The organism is Streptomyces gilvosporeus, from assembly GCF_002082195.1.
GTDB classification, from domain to species: domain Bacteria; phylum Actinomycetota; class Actinomycetes; order Streptomycetales; family Streptomycetaceae; genus Streptomyces; species Streptomyces gilvosporeus.
This window is the reverse complement of the sequence record NZ_CP020569.1, coordinates 5528442-5545214: the sequence shown is the minus strand read 5'-3', so window position 1 is coordinate 5545214 and position 16773 is coordinate 5528442. Positions and strand designations below refer to the sequence as shown.

Sequence of the window (16773 nt, the reverse complement as noted above, 5' to 3'; positions counted from 1 at the left end):
TGCACGGCATCCGGCCCCCGGCCGAGTGCCGTCCCCATTCATCGAGGAGCCGCCTGATGTCCGACTTCGTACCCGGACTTGAAGGAGTCGTAGCGTTCGAGACGGAGATCGCAGAACCGGACAAGGAAGGCGGTGCGCTGCGCTATCGCGGCGTCGACATCGAGGACCTGGTGGGTCATGTGTCCTTCGGGAACGTGTGGGGCCTGCTGGTCGACGGGGCGTTCAACCCCGGTCTGCCGCCGGCCGAGCCGTTCCCGATTCCCGTGCACTCGGGTGACATCCGCGTCGACGTGCAGTCCGCACTGGCCATGCTCGCGCCCGTCTGGGGCCTGAAACCGCTGCTGGACATCGACGAGGCGGAGGCCCGCGACAACCTCGCCCGCGCCGCCGTGATGGCGCTGTCGTACGTCGCCCAGTCGGCGCGCGGCCAGGGCCTGCCGATGGTGCCGCAGAAGGAGATCGACAAGGCGGAGACCGTCGTGGAGCGCTTCATGAAGCGCTGGCGCGGCGAGCCCGACCCCAAGCACGTCAAGGCCGTCGACGCCTACTGGACTTCGGCCGCCGAGCATGGCATGAACGCCTCCACCTTCACCGCCCGCGTCATCGCGTCCACCGGCGCGGATGTGGCGGCCGCGCTCTCCGGGGCGGTCGGGGCGATGTCCGGACCGCTGCACGGCGGCGCGCCGTCCCGCGTCCTGGGCATGATCGAGGAGATCGAGCGCACCGGTGACGCCACCGCCTACGTCAAGCGGGCGCTGGACCGCGGCGAGCGGCTGATGGGCTTCGGGCACCGCGTCTACCGCGCCGAGGACCCGCGCGCCCGCGTGCTGCGGCGCACCGCCAAGGAGCTGGGCGCCCCGCGCTACGAGGTCGCCGAGGCGCTGGAGAAGGCCGCCCTGGAGGAGCTGCACAACCGCCGCCCCGACCGGGTCCTGGCCACCAACGTCGAGTTCTGGGCCGCCATCACGCTGGACTTCGCCGAGGTGCCGGCGCACATGTTCACGTCGATGTTCACGTGCGCCCGTACGGCCGGGTGGAGTGCGCACATCCTGGAACAGAAGCGGACGGGCCGACTGGTCCGGCCGTCGGCCCGCTACGTGGGGCCTGCGGCGCGCAACCCCCGCGAGATCGAAGGCTTCGACGGCCTCGGCGGGTGAGGGGTTTCTCCCCACGTTGTTTTCTGCGGCGCCGTGGGGGTTGCGCTTTGCCCGCCTTCGGCGGGCGGGGGTGGGGTTGGCCGCCGCGGTCGTGTGCACCCGGGGGTGGGTGCGGCGTCAGGCCTCCAGGACTCCGTCCCTACAGCCCGCCGCCTCCCCACCGTCGTCGACCTCCCGGCCAGGGGGAGGAAGGTACAAACGACGACGGCCGCCGGGTGAAGACTCAGGGCAACCCACCAGGTAACCCCCACCCCGGGGTGGCCGCCGAACCGGACGGGAGGGGCCGGGCTGGAGCGACGAAGTCGTGGAAGACCGGCCCCGCACCCACACCACACACCAGGCGACCAACCCCGAAACCCACCCCGATCCCGCCGCCAGGCGGGGAACAAAACACCGCAACAAAAACGGCGCCGCACCCGGCAACGTACGGAGAAACCCCTACGGACGTAGCACGCCATCGATGATCCTGGCCCACTGCTCGACCACCCGATCCCGCCGCGCCGAATCATCCGTCAGCAGGTTGGCCAGGCCCAGCCCCCGGGCCATGTCGAGCAGCCCCTGCACGGTCTCCCGGATGCCCGGTGCCGACTCGTCGGCCTCCAGGAGGGCGACCGCCGTGCGGTGGGCCTCCCGGCCGACCCGGGCCTCCAGGGCCGTGACCCGGTGGCGTAGCTGTTCCTCGTCGGAGGCCGCGACCCACAGGTGCAGCGCGGCCCGGAACAGCGGTCCCGTGTAGAGGCCGACCAGTTCCTCGACGATGATCCAGGTGCGGGCGATCGACCCGGCCGGCGGCAGATTGTGCGCCACCGCCTTGAGCGCGCCCTGGCGCTTTTCGGCGACGTGCTCGACGGCAGCGGTGAACAGGTCCTCGCGGGTACGGAAATGGTGCTGGGCCGCGCCGCGCGAGACGCCCGCGCGTTCGGCCACGACCGAGACCGTGCTGCCGCTCCAGCCGCGCTCCGCCAGGCAGGAGACGGCCGCCTCCAGGAGCCTGAGGCGGGTGGCCCGGCTGCGTTCCTGCTGGGGCGTCTTGCCGCCGCGGGCCGGGGTCAGCGCGTCCACGCCGGGGCCCGTCGCTCCAGGAAGGCGGTCATGCCCTCGCGCGCCTCGGCGGAGCCGAACAGCCGCGCCGACTGCTCGGCGAGCGCCTGCGTATCGCGGTCGAAGGCGCGCAGCACCTCGGCCGTCACCAGCTTCTTCGATGCGGCCAGGCCCTGCGGCGAGCCCTTGCGCAGGCCCTCCAGTACGGGCCCGAGCCCGGCGTCCACGTCCTCCGACGCCAGCGTGACCAGCCCGATCCGGGCCGCCTCCGCCGGGCCGAACCGCTCCCCGGTGAGGTAGTAGCGGGCGGCCGCCCGCGCATCGAGCCGGGGCAGCAGCGGCATCGAGATGACGGCGGGCGCGAGTCCGAGCCGCGCCTCGGTGAAGGCGAACGTGGCCTCGGGCCCGGCCACCGCGATATCGCAGGCGCCGAGCAGCCCCAGGCCCCCGGCCCGTACGTGCCCGGTGACCCGCGCGACCACCGGCAGCGGCAGCTCCACCAGGGCGCGCAGCAGCCGCGCCAGCCCCAGCGGCCCGTCGGTCGCCGTGCCCGCGGTCGCCTCCGACAGGTCCGCCCCGGCGCAGAAGGTGGTGCCCGTGTGGGTCAGTACGACGGCCCGCACGGCGTCGTCGGCCGCGGCCTCGGCGAGCGCCTGGTGGAGTTCGGCGACCAGCCGGGCGGAGAGCGCGTTGCGGTTGTGCGGCGAGTCGAGGGTGAGGGTGGTGATGCCTCGCTCGTGGGCGCGTATGACGAGCGGTGCGGCGGGCGGGACGTCGGTCATCGGGGCTCCAGCTCCTTTCCCTGGCGCGCGGTGCGCGCCGCAGATTCTTGCCGGTGGTGGTCGGCAACGTACGCGATGACCTCCGCCTCGCTCGGCGCGGCCCCCCGGCCGCCGCACGAGGCGGCGCCTCCCCTCAGTACGACTTCGGCAGCCCCAGCGACTGGTGCGAGACGAAGTTGAGGATCATCTCGCGGCTGACGGGGGCGATACGGGCCACGCGGGCGGCCGTGATCATGGAGGCGAGGCCGTATTCGTGGGTGAGGCCGTTGCCGCCGAGGGTGTGGACGGCCTGGTCGACGGCGCGTACGGCGGCCTCGGCGGCGGCGTATTTGGCCATGTTGGCGGCCTCGCCGGCGCCCATGTCGTCGCCGGCGTCGTAGAGATGGGCGGCCTTCTGCATCATCAGCCGGGCCAGTTCGAGTTCGATATGGGCCTGGGCGAGGGGGTGGGCGAGGGCCTGGTGGGCGCCGATGGGGTCCTTCCAGACCTGGCGGGTGCGGGCGTAGTCGACGGCCCGGTCCAGCGCGTAGCGGCCCATGCCGAGGGCGAACGCGGCGGTCATGATGCGCTCGGGGTTGAGGCCGGCGAAGAGCTGGAGGAGGCCGGCGTCCTCGTCGCCGACCAGGGCGTCGGCCGGCAGCCGCACCTCGTCCAGGGTGAGCTCGAACTGCTTCTCCGGGGCGGCCAGTTCCATCCGGATCGGGCTGCGCGCGAAGCCCGGTGTGTCGCGGGGCACGATGAAGAGGCAGGGCTTGAGGCTGCCGGTCCGGGCGTCCTCCGTGCGGCCGACGATCAGCGTGGCATCGGCGATGTCGACGCCGGAGACGAACACCTTGCGGCCGTTGAGGATCCAGTCCGTGTCCTCGCGCCGGGCGGTGGTGGTGATGCGGTGGGAGTTGGATCCGGCGTCGGGTTCGGTGATGCCGAAGGCCATCTTGCGGGAGCCGTCGGCCAGGCCCGGCAGCCAGGTGCGTTTTTGGCTTTCGGTGCCGAAGCGGGCGATGACCGTGCCGCAGATGGCGGGCGAGACGACCAGCATCAGCAGCGGACAGCCGGCCGCGCCCAACTCCTCCAGGACGAGGGAGAGTTCGATGATGCCGCCGCCCCCGCCGCCGTACTCCTCGGGGAGGTTGACGCCGAGGTAGCCGAGTTTGGCGGCCTCGGCCCACAGGTCGTCGGTGTGCCGGCCCTCGTCGACGACGGTGGCGAAGTAGTCGCGGCCGTAGCGGCGGCCCAGGGCGGCCACGGCCTCGCGCAGCGCGCGGTGTTCCTCGTTCTCGATCACAGGGTTGCGCACAGTGGCTCCTTCTGTGGGAGGGGTCCGGGCGGGTGCACCGGGTTCAGGCCGTGACGACGGCCAGCAGCGCGCCCACCTCGACCTGTCGGCCGGGGTGGACGGGAAGAGAGGTGAGGGTTCCGGCGGCGGGCGCGGTGATCTGGTGTTCCATCTTCATCGCCTCCAGCCACAGGAGGGGCTGCCCCGGCTCGACCCGGGCGCCCTCGGCCAGCCCGTCGGCGATCCGGACCACGGTGCCGGGCATGGGCGCCAGCAGGGAGCCCGGTTCGGTGCGGGCCGCGGGGTCGGGGAAGCGGGGCAGGGCGGTCAGGGCGCAGGAGCCCTGCGCGGTGTCGACGTGGATCCGGTCGCCGTAGCGGGAGACGGTGAACGCACGCCGCAGGCCGTCCACTTCGAGGACGACCCGGTCGGGGCCCGCGGCGAGCAGCCGGACGCCGGGGAGGTCCTCGGCGTGCAGGCCGTCGCGGGTCAGGCGGTAGCGGATCTCGTACGGGGTGCCGGCGTGCTCGTACGTCTTGAGCTGGGGGCCCGAGGGGACGTTGCGGAAGCCGCCGAAGCGGGAGCGGCCCGGCGCCTCGGCGAGGGCCGCGGCCAGGGCGGCCGTCCGTACCGCCGCGGGGTCGGCGGGCGGGGTCAGGGCGGCGAGGTTGCGGTCGTAGAAGCCGGTGTCCAGTCCGGTGGCGGCCGCGAACTCCGGGTGGCGCAGGGAGCGGACGAGCAGGTCGCGGTTGGTGACGGGCCCGTGGAGGCGGGTGCGCTCCAGGGCGCCGGCCAGTTTGCGGACCGCCTCGTCGCGGGTCGGCGCCCAGGCGATGACCTTGGCCAGCATGGGGTCGTAGTGCACGGTGACGGTGTCGCCGTCGGTGACGCCGGAGTCGAGGCGTACGCCGTCGGGCACGGCCAGCCGGTGGAGGACACCGGTCTGCGGGCGCCAGCCGGCCGCCGGGTCCTCGGCGTAGAGGCGGGCTTCCACGGCATGGCCGGCGGGGGCGGGCGGTGCGGGGTCCAGGGCCCGGCCCTCGGCGATGCGTATCTGGAGGGCGACCAGGTCGAGGCGGTGGACGGCCTCGGTGACCGGGTGCTCGACCTGGAGGCGGGTGTTCATCTCCAGGAAGTACGCCCGGCCGTCGCGGGTCACCAGGAACTCCACGGTGCCCGCGCCCCGGTACTCGATGGCGCGGGCCGCCCGCGCGGCGGCCGTGTGCAGGCTCTCGCGCAGCGCGTCGGTCAGCCCGGGGGCGGGGGCCTCCTCGATGACCTTCTGGTGGCGTCGCTGGAGGGAGCAGTCGCGGGTGCCGAGCGTCCAGACCGTGCCGTGGGCGTCGGCGAGGATCTGCACCTCGACATGGCGCCCGCCGACGACATACGGCTCGACGAAGACCTCGCCGTCGCCGAACGCCGCGGTCGCCTCCGCCTCGGCGGCCTTCAACTCGCCCGGCAGATCGGCCAGTTCGGTGACGATGCGCATACCGCGACCGCCGCCGCCCGCCGCCGCCTTCACCAGCAGCGGCAGATCGGCCTCGGTGGCGGTGGCCGGATCGACGGGCGCCGGCAGCGGCACCCCGGCCGCCCCCATCAGCTCCTTGGCCCGCGTCTTGGACGCCATGGCCTCGATGGCCGCGGGCGGCGGCCCGATCCAGACCAGGCCCGCCCCGGCGACGGCGGCGGCGAAGGAGGCGTTCTCGGACAGGAAGCCGTAGCCGGGGTGGACGGCGTCCGCGCCCGCCGCCCGCGCGGCCGCCACCAGCGCCTCGCCGCGCAGATAGGTCTCGGCCGGGGTGTTCCCGGGAAGCCGTACGGCGGTGTCGGCCTCGTGGACATGGGGCGCGCCGGCGTCCGCGTCCGAGTACACCGCGACGGTGGCGATGCCCAGTTCGCGGCAGGTGCGGATGATCCGGCGGGCGATTTCGCCGCGGTTGGCGACGAGCAGAGTCGAAAGCACGTGATCCCTCACATCCGGAAGACGCCGAAGCCGCCCCGCGCGCCCTCGACCGGCGCGGTGTGCACGGCGGACAGACACAGGCCGAGGACGGTACGGGTGTCGCGCGGGTCGATGACGCCGTCGTCGTAGAGCCGCCCGGACAGGAACATCGGCAGCGATTCGGACTCGATCTGCTGCTCCACCATGGCGCGCAGGGCGGCGTCCGCGTCCTCGTCGTACGGCTGCCCCTTGGCGGCGGCGGACTGCCGGGCGACGATCGACAGGACGCCGGCGAGCTGCTGCGGCCCCATCACGGCGGACTTGGCGCTCGGCCAGGCGAAGAGGAACCGGGGGTCGTAGGCCCGGCCGCACATGCCGTAGTGCCCGGCGCCGTACGAGGCCCCCATCAGGACGGACAGATGCGGGACGGTGGAATTCGACACCGCGTTGATCATCATCGCACCGTGTTTGATGATGCCGCCCTGCTCGTACTCCTTGCCGACCATATAGCCGGTGGTGTTGTGGAGGAAGAGCAGAGGAATATCGCGCTGGTTCGCCAACTGGATGAATTGCGCGGCCTTTTGGGATTCGGCGCTGAAGAGCACGCCCTGCGCATTGGCGAGGATGCCGACCGGATAGCCGTGCAGTGCGGCCCAGCCGGTGACCAGGCTCGTCCCGTAGAGCGGTTTGAATTCGTCGAAGTCGGAGCCGTCCACGATCCGGGCGATGACCTCGCGGGGATCGAACGGCGCCTTGAGGTCGCCGGGGACGATGCCCAGCAGTTCCTCGTCGTCGTATGCGGGCGGCGCGGCGGAGCCCGGATCTGCGTGCGCCTTGCGCCAGTTGAGGCGGGCGACGACCCGCCGGGCCTGACGCAGGGCATCCGGTTCGTCGAGGGCGAAGTAGTCCGCGAGCCCGGAGGTACGGGCGTGCATATCGGCGCCGCCCAGCGATTCGTCGTCGCTTTCCTCGCCGGTCGCCATTTTCACCAGCGGCGGCCCGCCGAGGAAGACCTTGGCCCGCTCCTTGACCATGATGACGTGGTCGGACATGCCGGGGACGTAGGCGCCGCCCGCCGTCGAATTACCGAAGACCACGGCCACGGTCGGAATACCCGCCGCCGACAGCCGGGTGAGGTCCTTGAACAGTGCCCCGCCCGGAATGAAGATCTCCTTCTGGCTGGGCAGATCGGCGCCGCCGGATTCCACGAGCGAGACCACCGGCAGCCGGTTGGCGTAGGCGATCTCGTTCGCCCGGAGCGCCTTCTTCAGCGTCCAGGGATTGCTGGCCCCGCCCCTTACCGTCGGGTCGTTGGCCGTGATCAGGCACTCCACGCCCTCGATCACGCCGATACCGGTGACGAGGGAGGCCCCGACCGCGTAATCGCTGCCCCAGGCGGCGAGCGGCGAGAGTTCGAGGAAGGGGGTGTCGGGGTCCAGGAGGAGTTCGATGCGCTCGCGGGCGAGGAGTTTGCCGCGTTGACGGTGCCGGGCGACGTACTTCTCACCGCCGCCCGCGACCGCCTCCGCGTGTGCGGCCTCGACCTCCGCGAGCTTGCCGAGCATCGCCTCGCGGCGCTCCGCGTACGCGGCATCCGTCGCATCGAGCGCACTGGTCAGCACGGTCACAACAGAACCTCCGGTATCTCCATATGCCGCGACCGCAGCCACTCCCCCAGCGCCTTGGCCTGCGGATCGAACCGCGCCTGCGCCGCGACGCCCTCGCCGAGCAGTCCGTCGACGACGAAGTTCAGGGCGCGCAGACCGGGCAGCACATGGCGGTCGATGGGCAGGTCCGCGCATTCGGGGAGGAGTTCGCGCAGCCGGTCGACGGTCAGCGTGTGGGCCAGCCAGCGCCAGGCCGTCTCGGTACGGACCCATACGCCGACGTTCGCCGAACCGCCCTTGTCGCCGCTGCGGGCGCCGGCGATCCGGCCGAGGGGGGCGCGGCGGGTCGCGCCCGCCGGGAGCGGCGCGGGCATCTCCGGATCGGGCACGCGCACCAACTCCCTTGTGCTGGTGGCTGGTTGGACGGCGACCCGGGTGGTCCCGTCCGGGAGTACGGCCGTGTGCGGCACCTCGGCCGCGTCCACCGCCACCGCCTCGAAGACGCCGTACGGGGCGCCCTTCCCGGGCGGGGCGGTGACATGGAAGCCGGGGTAACTGCCCAGTGCCAGCTCGATGGCGGCGCCGCTGACGGCCCGCCCGACCGCGTCCTGGTCGGCGTCGCGCACCACCAGCCGCAGCAGCGCGCTCGCCTCCTCCTGGACGTCGGCGTCCTCCCGGTCGGTACGGGCCAGCGTCCAGCGCACCTCGGCGGGGCGGCGGCCGGTGGCGTCCAGGGCCGCCTCCATCTGCGCCCGGACCAGCGCGGCCTTGGCCGGTACGTCCAGCCCGGTCAGCACGAAGGTGACCTCGTTGCGCCAGCCGCCGAGCCGGGTCAGCCCCACCTTGAGGGTCGGCGGCGGGGCCTCTCCGCGGACGCCGTCGATCCTGACCCGGTCCGGCCCGTCCGGGGTGAGCCGTACGGTGTCGAGGCGGGCCGTCACGTCCGGGCCGGGGTAGCGCGCACCGGCCGTCTCGTACAGCAGCTGCGCGGTGACCGTCCCGGTGGTGACCGCGCCGCCGGTGCCGGGGTGTTTGGTGAGGACGGCGGTGCCGTCCTCGGCGATCTCGGCCAGGGGGAAGCCGGGGCGGTACGGGGCGGGGACGGGGGCCTCGCTCTCCGCGAAGAAGGCGTAGTTGCCGCCGGTGGCCTGGGTGCCGCACTCCAGGACGTGCCCGGCGACCACCGCGCCCGCCAGCCGGTCCCAGTCGTCGTCGCGCCAGCCGAAGTGCGCCGCCGCGGCCCCGCTGACCAGCGCCGCGTCCGTGACCCGTCCGGTGACCACCACATCGGCCCCGCCGCGCAGACACTCCGCGATCCCCCCGCCGCCCAGATAGGCATGGGCGGTCAGCACGCCCTCGCCCCACGGCCGCCGCCGGATCAGGTCGTCCCCCTCGACATGCGCCACCCGCACGCGCACGCCGACCTTCTGCGCCAACTCCCGGACGGCCTCGGCCAGTCCGGCCGGATTCAGACCACCGGCATTGGCGACGATCCGCACCCCGCGCTCGGCGGCCAGCCCCAGTCCCTCCTCCAGCTGTCGCAGAAAGGTCCGGGCGTAGCCGCGAGCGGGGTCCTTCAGGCGCTCCCGGCCGAGGATCAGCATGGTCAGCTCGGCGAGATAGTCGCCGGTCAGGACGTCGAGGGGGCCGCCGGTGAGCATCTCGCGCAGGGCATCGAAGCGGTCCCCGTAGAAGCCGGAGGCATTGCCGATGCGCAGCGGCGCGGCGCCGGTCATACCGCGCCGCCCCGGGACCGGGGTGCGCGCCCCGTGCCCGGCGGCCCCGCGAAGGCCTGCGCGATGCCCAGCCACCGCTCCGCGTCCGGCCCTTCGGCGCGCAGACCCGGCAGATCGGCCCGAGCGGCCCGCTGGGTCACCAGCAGACAGAACTCCAGCGCGTCACCGGTCACCCGCTGCGCCGCGTCCGGCGGCCCGTACGCCCAGACGTCCCGCCCTCCCGGGGCCCGCAGCTCCACCCGGAACTCCTCTTCCGGCGGGGCGAGTTGATGGACGGAGAAGGCGAAGTTCCTGGTGCGGACGCCGATCCGGGCGATATGCCGCAGCCGGCCGGTGGGGATCCGCGTCACTCCGAGCGCATCGGCGACGTCCTGGCCGTGCGCCCAGGTCTCCATCAGGCGCGCGGACGCCATCGACGCCACGCTCATCGGCGGCCCGTACCACGGCAGTTTCTCGTCCGCCGGCCACCGCTCCAGCGCCCGCCACAGCGCCTCGCGCCCGGTGCGCCAGTCGGCGAGCAACTCGGCGGGCGGCGCCTTCGCCCCGGCCTCGGCCCCCTCGTCGACGAAGGTCAGCGGCGCGGCGAGGGCCTCCGGCACGGCCTCCCGGGTGAAGCGCTCCGGGTCGGTGGCGGCGAGCAGCGCCTTGCGGTCGGTCCAGGCCAGATGCGCGATCTGATGGGCCAGGGTCCAGCCTTCGGCGGGTGTCGGGACCGCCCACCGCTGGGCCGGGAGCTTGGCGACCAGGGCGTCCAGCTCCTCACTCTCGTCCCTGAGGTCCGCCAGTACGGCGCCGGGATCGGACACGCGACACTCCCCTCGGGGCGCCGACTGCCGTGCAGGCAGGGCGCGTTGGCCTCCGCGTACGGGTACACGGAGGCGATGCGACACGGGTGCTGTTGCTGGTGCGCTCCGAGGGTGGCAGCGGGGGCAGAAACAATCAAGCATGCCTGCATGATTTTCTGCCCGGGGCGGGGCCGGGGCCGTCGCTCCTACCGCCTACCCCTTAGCCCCCGCGCTGCGCACCGCCCCCACGCTCGCCACCACGACCAGCCCGATGGCCAGCACCTCGGCCCAGCCCAGCGCCTGGTGCAGGACGAGGAATCCGGCGGTCGCCGCCACGGCCGGCTCCAGGCTCATCATGATCGCGAAGCCGGAGGCCGGCAGCTTGCGCAGGGCGAGCAGCTCCAGGGTGTACGGCAGCACGGACGACATCAGCGCGACGGCCGCGCCGAGCCCCACGGTGACCGGGTCGATCAGCGCCGACCCGGCACTGACGACGCCGAACGGCAGGCTGAGCACCGCCGCGACCGTCATGGCCAGCGCCAGCCCGTCCGCCTGCGGGAAGCGCTGCCCCGTACGGGCCGAGAGCAGGATGTACGCGGCCCACAGCCCGCCGGCCGCCAGCGCGCACCCCGCGCCGACGAGATCGAGCCCGTCGAGCCCCTCGTGCCCCAACAGCCCCACGCCGCTCAACGCCAGCGCCGCCCACACCAGGCTCAGCAACTTCCGCGAGGTGGCGACGGAAAGGATCAGCGGGCCAAGGAACTCCAGGGTGACCGCCGCCCCCAGTGGAATCCGGTCGAGCGCCTGGTAGAAGAGCGAGTTCATGCCCACCAGAGCCACCCCGAAGGCCAGCACCGTGCCCCAGTCGCCCCGCGAGTACCCTCGCAGCTTCGGCCGGCAGACGACCAGCAGCACCAGCGAGGCGACGACCAGCCTCAGCGTGACGACGCCGAGCGCACCGGCCCGCGGGAAGAGCATCACCGCGACCGACGCCCCGAACTGCAACGAGACGATGCCGCCGATCACCAGCGCCACCGACGCAAGCCGCCCGCGCGCCCCCGCCGCCCCGGGGGCCCCGGCCGCGGCCTCGGCCGTCAGCACCTCCGGCGACGGCGGCACGGGCTGCGGAATCCCGCCGTCCCCCTGGGGCACGGCGTCGACGGAAGCGGCTGGGGTGACGGAGGGGACGGGTGCGGCCGGGCTGCCGGATTCGGCCGATATACGGCCGTCGGGGCCGGTGGGCGATGCGTTCACCCCACCACGCTAAGTCCCGCCCTTCCGGTCCGTGAAATGCCGTTTCCCCCGTTGTTATGCTCCGCACGCATGAGCATCGAGCTCCGCCACTTCCGCTGTTTTCTCGCCATCGCCGACACGCTCAACATCACCCGCGCCGCCGCCCGCCTCCACCTCACCCAGCCCGCCGTCTCCCGTACCCTGCGCCAGCTGGAACAGGGACTGGGCGTACGCCTCGTCGACCGCTCCACCCACCACCTCGCGCTCACCCCCGACGGCGTCGCCTTCCGCGACCGTGCGGCCCTCGCCGTCACCGCCTTCGACCGCGCGCTCGCCCACCCTCACGACACCACCTGGCCGCTCCGCCTGGGCCACGCCTGGTCGGCCGCCGGTGCCAGGACCCCCGCCCTGCTGCGCCGCTGGCACGAGGAGTACCCGGAGACCCCGCTGGAGCTCCTCCGCATCGACGACCGCACGGCGGGCCTGGCCCGCGGCGATGTGGACGCGGCCCTGCTCCGCGGCGAGGTCCGCACCCCCGGCCTGCGCACCGCGCAGCTCACCACCGAACCCCGCGTCGCCGGCCTCCCCGCCGACGACCCCCTGGCCCGCCGCCGCACCCTCACCCTCACCGACCTGGCCGACCGCACCCTCGCCCTGAACACGGTCTCCGGCACCACCACCCTCGACCTCTGGCCACCCGAGGCCCGCCCCGCCGCCACGCTCCCCATCGGCAACACCGACGACTGGATCGCCACCATCACCGCCGGCCGCGCCATCGGCGTCACCACCTCCGCCACCCCCGGCATGCACCCCCACCCCGCCCTGACCTACATCCCCCTCACCGACGCCCCACCCGTCCCCGTACTCCTCGCCTGGCGCGAGGGGCCGGGCCATCCGCGGATCCCGGACCTGGTCCGGCTGGCGCGGGAGGTCATGGGGTCTCCCGCAGCGGACACCCATACACCGGACGCACCCGGTGCGGACTACAGGCGATCAAGCTGACCGAGAGAAACCGGCCGCCGCTCACCCACCAGCCGCCCACCCTGTCCTCCCCCGCAGACAGAACCCGTACGGTCTCCCCATACGAAGGCGTCACCGCATACGCCCCGTCGAAGAGCTCCCCGTACTCGGCAAGCCGTCCCGCATACCACCTGGCCGCGTCCCCCGGCTCGTAGAACGTCCCCGCGATCCGGGAGGCCGGCTTCAACAGCCAGTCCGCGCACTCCAGCGGCATCACCTGAGCGGTGCGGAACTCCGGGTGGTTCGGCCTCCGGTGAGCATCGCCCGGTCTCACGAGGACATCGCCGTGCCCGAGCCAGAGGTAGGCGTGGTGATGCCGCATGCCGCCCCTTCTCCCTCTTCCGTCCCAACTGAACGACCAGTCCGTCGAGTTCACGGGGGCGGCCCGCGCGCCCACAGCACGCAGGCCGCAGGCCGCAGGCCGCAGGCCGCCCCGATTCAGGCACTACCGGCGACCACACCCATCGCCGTCGCCGCACCCTCCGCTCTGACCGCCACTGTCGCCGTCGTCCTCATCCCCGCCGTACTTGACCGGGTCCGGGCGATATCGCATGGTGAACTCCTCGGTGCTGTGTCGGCGCGCGGTCGGTCCGCGCACCGTCGTGCACGTGCGAGGGCCCCTTGTGGGCCCGCCCGCTCCGGCCGTGTCCTGCCAGGGAATGACGGCCGGGGCGGGAGTCTTCGCGCTCTGTTCACGGCTCTGTCTCGTGCTTCCTCACAGGCAATGAGCACAGTGAGGTCGGTCGTTCCGCGTGTTCGGCGCGCTTCAGGGCCTGCCGCCGCTGGCCTCCGGCACGCCGGACTGCTGCCGAGCGCTCATCCCGTGCTCCGCCCGCCGGATCACATCGGCCAGCTCAAGGGCAACATCCGCCCGGACCCGCCCCAGCTCGACCAGCCGCAGCTCGGGCGACGCATCGTCAGGTGCCAGTGAGGGCAGGACGATCCCGACGGTGGTCAGCGCGGCGTGCAGGGACTCGGCGGCATCTACGGGGTCTGCCCATCCACGTTGGTTCAGTTCGCTCATAGGCAGGACGCTAGGGAGTACGAGATGCGAGAGGCGCTAAATATTCTCCAATATTCTCGAAGCCTGTTCGAGTATTCTCTGCCATTCTCATGTTGTGAGGCCGAACCCCTGGCTGAGCCGTGAGGCGGAACGCGATGCTGATCTCAAGAGCCCTACGAAGGGGGCAGATCATGGCGCGACGACTGCGCTTCAACGGCACGGGCAGCGGGGTGGACGGCTGCCCGTCGTTTCACGAAGATCTCGACAGCGGAGAGATCATCGTGCACGGCCCGCAGCTCACCGACCCCGACGACCTCGCACGACTTCAGCACCTCTCCCCGGGAGAGACACCGATCGTGGTGCCCCGTGAACTGCTCGTCGACTTCGGCCCCAAGGAGGTCACCCGCGTGCCGAAGATCATCGACCTGGATGCCTTCGGACGGCTCTTTACCTCCCTCGAACACACCGCATGGCGGCTCGAAGCACGGAGCCGCTACGCAAGCGATGAAAGCACCGCGACATACGCCCAGTTCACCAGGGGTGAGCCCGTGGTGTGGGACGGTCTAGACGCGGAGTGGTGCGCCAATCGCCGCGCACAGTCCGCCCTTGGCAAGCGCTTCGAACGTGTCCGGATCGTCGACAACCCGCCGACGACGGGGCAGCTCTACCTCCTCGACAACGCGAAGCGGAACAGCGCGGTCGGTGAGGACATCCGCAATCTGTGGCGCGCGGATGCCGAGCGCCTTCAGCTGCCGGCAGAGGACTTCTGGATCTTCGACTCGCGACTCGTCGCACTGCTCAACTTCGACGACGATGACAACCTGGTCGACGTCGAGCTCATCACGGAGCCCGCAGAGGTGCTCAGGTACGCCCAGGTACGCGACGCGGCGTGGCACCACGCCGTTCCCTTCCAGCAGTTTGCGGCACAGCTGACCGCAGAGGAGTAGCGAGCGTGATCCGGTGACCGACTTCCAGCAGGCGCGGGCCGGCCTCGGGGCCCGGCTTCGCGAACTCCGTACCTCGCGCCCTGGGGGTCGGCTCACCGGCACGCAGTTGGCCGAACGTCTCGGCTGGCCACAGTCCAAGGTCAGCAAACTGGAACGCGGTCGACAGACAGCCACGCTCGATGACTTGCAGCAATGGGCCGAAGCGACCGATCAGCCCGAAGCCTTTGGCGAACTCCGATCACTGCTTCATGGAATAGAGTCACACCAACGGTCTTGGCGCCGGCAACTCTCCTCAGGTCACAAGCCGGTGCAGGAGATTCACAACAGACAGCACGCAGATTCCACCGTGGTTCACGGCTGGCAAAACGCGATGATAGTCGGACTCCTCCAGACACCTGACTATGCGCGCCATGTATTCAACTGCTATGCAGAACTCCACCGGTCTCCGAAAGACATCGAAGACGCGGTACGCGCACGGATGCAACGCCAACAAGGGATTTACGATCACCGCAAGAAGTACCACATCCTGATGTGGGAGGCGGCGCTCTATTCACTGATCTGCCCGCCGTCAATACTCGCCGTCCAGCTGGACCGGGTCGCCGGCGCCGTCGGGATGGATACCGTGGAACTAGGGATCGTTCCGCTCGCTGCTCCGGTGAAGATCCCTCCGGCGAGCGGGTTCGTGCTCTATGACGAGCGCCTTGCCGTCGTCGAGACATGGCATGCAGAACTCTGGATTGACGACCCCGACAGCGTCGCGACCTACCTCCGCACGTGGCAGACCCTGCACAAGTCCGCCGTTTACGGAGCGGAAGCGCACCACATCATCAGTCGCGCCCGGCACGCAATCGGCCCGCACTGAAAAGAGGAAGCCGCGATGCCCCAGCCTGTCCCTGCGCCCCGGATCCGACCATGGAAACAGCAACTCGCGACCGGACTCCGTCCCGTGCAAGACGGCTGGAACGCAGAAGTCGCGCGGAGCACGGTCATCCACAGCTGGGAATCGTCCATCATCAATGGCATGTTCCAGACGGCTGACTACGCGCGCCATGTACTCAAGCAATGCGCGCAACTCCACGGCTCTCCACGAGACACGGAGGATGCGGTACAAGCAAGGCTGAAGCGACAAGAACTGTTGCATAAGCCGGGGCGAAAATTCCGCGTCATCATGTGGGAAGCGGCCCTTCTCGCACGGATCTGCCCACCCGTCGTACTCGCCGCCCAGCTTGACCGTCTCCTCGGCGTCATGAATCTCGACTCGGTCGAGCTGGGTATCGTGCCGTTGCACGCCGCGCTGGACATCTCTCCAGGCAACGACTTTTACATCCTGGACGACCGGGTCGCGACCGTAGAGGAATGGCACGCGGAGTATTGGCTGGAAGACGCGGACAGCATCGACACGTATCTGAAGGTATGGCACACCCTCCGCGAGTCAGCGGCATGCGGCGCCGAGGCTCAGAACGTCATCAACCGAGCCCGAAGGCAGCTCGGTTGCTCACCATCCCGCTATTGAACACACGAAAGGGATTCGGCTCGCCCTTGAAGTGCCGGGAAGGCGGCGGGGTCGTCGCGGGCGGGACCAAAACCCCTCAGAACCGCCGGGCCGACTCCTCCGCGTGGGCCATGCGGCGCAGGCTCAGCAGCACCGGTTCGTACAGCACCGTCAGCGCGACGGCCGCCTCGATCTGGCCGCTCGGGGTGGGCTGCTCCTCGACCATGTCCAGGTCGGTGACGGCCAGTTGCGCCGCCAGCTGCCCGTACGGCAGCAATTGCTCGGTGTCGCAGGGGTAGCCGAGCCGAGCCAGTGCGGCAACCGAGTCGAGGAGGCGCCGGTGGGCTGGATTGAGCATGTCCAGGCCGCGATCGGAGGACCAGCCCAGCCGCTCCAGCAGCGCCTCCACCGAGCGGCGGGCGGTCACCACCGCCGGGTCGTCCTCGGCCGGCGCCTCGGCGCAGGGCAGCGCTCGGGTCGCCGCACCCAGCCGCAGGTGGTGGTCGAGCGACTCGTCCTCCGCGGCGGCGATCACCTCGCGTGCGGCGGCCACCGGAACCCCGCCGATCTGGATCAGCGCCCGCACCAGACGCAGCCGCCGCAGGTGGTCCTCCCCGTACTCGGCCTGGGTGGCGGAGACCCGCCGCCCGGGCTGGAGCAGTCCTTCGCGCAGGTAGTACTTGATCGTGGCGGTGGACACACCGCTGCGCTCGCTCAGCTCCGCCAGCCGCATGCTCGTGCACCTTCCCCTT

Annotated in this window: 14 protein-coding genes and 1 pseudogene; 5 read left to right on the top strand and 10 right to left on the bottom strand. The window is 71.7% G+C overall.

The window, feature by feature from the left end; translation table 11 throughout:
* Positions 1–56 precede the first annotated feature (56 nt).
* A complete protein-coding gene (locus tag B1H19_RS24860) occupies positions 57–1157 on the top strand; it encodes a citrate synthase 2 (protein WP_083106986.1) in 1101 nt (366 codons plus the stop codon).
* A gap of 438 nt (positions 1158–1595) precedes the next feature.
* On the opposite strand, the gene B1H19_RS24855 is transcribed toward B1H19_RS24860, so the two are convergent.
* From B1H19_RS24855 to B1H19_RS24820, 8 genes are all read right to left on the bottom strand, one after another.
* Complete coding sequence (locus tag B1H19_RS24855; RefSeq protein ID WP_083106985.1) at positions 1596–2219, bottom strand: TetR/AcrR family transcriptional regulator; 624 nt, start codon at positions 2217–2219, stop codon at positions 1596–1598.
* Complete coding sequence (locus tag B1H19_RS24850; protein WP_083106984.1) at positions 2207–2980, bottom strand: enoyl-CoA hydratase family protein; 774 nt, start codon at positions 2978–2980, stop codon at positions 2207–2209. The genes B1H19_RS24855 and B1H19_RS24850 overlap by 13 nt, the downstream gene beginning before the upstream one ends.
* 133 nt (positions 2981–3113) lie before the next feature.
* Entirely contained in the window at positions 3114–4277 is a 1164-nt protein-coding gene (locus B1H19_RS24845; RefSeq protein WP_083106983.1) for an acyl-CoA dehydrogenase family protein, read from the bottom strand.
* Between the two features lie 43 nt (positions 4278–4320).
* Positions 4321–6219 (bottom strand): acetyl/propionyl/methylcrotonyl-CoA carboxylase subunit alpha, encoded by a 1899-nt coding sequence (locus tag B1H19_RS24840; protein ID WP_083106982.1) that lies wholly within the window; start codon positions 6217–6219, stop codon positions 4321–4323.
* Positions 6220–6227: 8 nt separating this feature from the next.
* Positions 6228–7826: an acyl-CoA carboxylase subunit beta gene (locus B1H19_RS24835; protein WP_083106981.1), complete on the bottom strand. Its 1599-nt coding sequence runs from the start codon at positions 7824–7826 to the stop codon at positions 6228–6230.
* Positions 7823–9541 carry an acyclic terpene utilization AtuA family protein gene (locus B1H19_RS24830; RefSeq protein ID WP_083109854.1) on the bottom strand — a complete coding sequence of 573 codons (1719 nt, stop codon included), beginning with the start codon at positions 9539–9541 and terminating at the stop codon, positions 7823–7825. Before B1H19_RS24830 ends, B1H19_RS24835 begins: the two co-directional genes overlap by 4 nt.
* Entirely contained in the window at positions 9538–10347 is an 810-nt protein-coding gene (locus B1H19_RS24825) for a TIGR03084 family metal-binding protein (protein WP_083106980.1), read from the bottom strand. The genes B1H19_RS24830 and B1H19_RS24825 overlap by 4 nt, the downstream gene beginning before the upstream one ends.
* Before the next feature lie 192 nt (positions 10348–10539).
* Positions 10540–11427, bottom strand: coding sequence for an EamA family transporter (locus B1H19_RS24820; protein ID WP_237289874.1), 888 nt, complete (start codon positions 11425–11427; stop codon positions 10540–10542).
* Positions 11428–11649: 222 nt separating this feature from the next.
* Between B1H19_RS24820 and B1H19_RS24815 the strand changes: the two genes are divergently transcribed.
* Entirely contained in the window at positions 11650–12561 is a 912-nt protein-coding gene (locus B1H19_RS24815; RefSeq protein WP_083106979.1) for a LysR family transcriptional regulator, read from the top strand.
* A gap of 850 nt (positions 12562–13411) precedes the next feature.
* On the opposite strand, the pseudogene B1H19_RS24805 reads toward B1H19_RS24815, so the two are convergent.
* Positions 13412–13603: pseudogene (locus B1H19_RS24805) on the bottom strand (hypothetical protein); the annotation flags it as partial.
* 170 nt (positions 13604–13773) lie between these two features.
* On the opposite strand from B1H19_RS24805, the gene B1H19_RS24800 reads away from it, so the two are divergent.
* From B1H19_RS24800 to B1H19_RS38835, 3 genes are read left to right on the top strand one after another with little or no spacing between them, the layout of a single operon-like run.
* Positions 13774–14529 (top strand): DUF6879 family protein, encoded by a 756-nt coding sequence (locus B1H19_RS24800; RefSeq protein ID WP_083106977.1) that lies wholly within the window; start codon positions 13774–13776, stop codon positions 14527–14529.
* A gap of 13 nt (positions 14530–14542) precedes the next feature.
* Complete coding sequence (locus B1H19_RS24795; RefSeq protein WP_083106976.1) at positions 14543–15391, top strand: helix-turn-helix domain-containing protein; 849 nt, start codon at positions 14543–14545, stop codon at positions 15389–15391.
* A gap of 15 nt (positions 15392–15406) precedes the next feature.
* Positions 15407–16042, top strand: a complete 636-nt coding sequence (locus tag B1H19_RS38835; RefSeq protein WP_159028131.1) for a DUF5753 domain-containing protein — start codon at positions 15407–15409, stop codon at positions 16040–16042.
* Positions 16043–16118: 76 nt separating this feature from the next.
* Here the strand turns inward: B1H19_RS38835 and B1H19_RS24785 are convergent, their stop codons facing one another.
* Positions 16119–16754, bottom strand: a complete 636-nt coding sequence (locus B1H19_RS24785) for a MerR family transcriptional regulator (protein ID WP_083106974.1) — start codon at positions 16752–16754, stop codon at positions 16119–16121.
* Positions 16755–16773 lie beyond the last annotated feature (19 nt).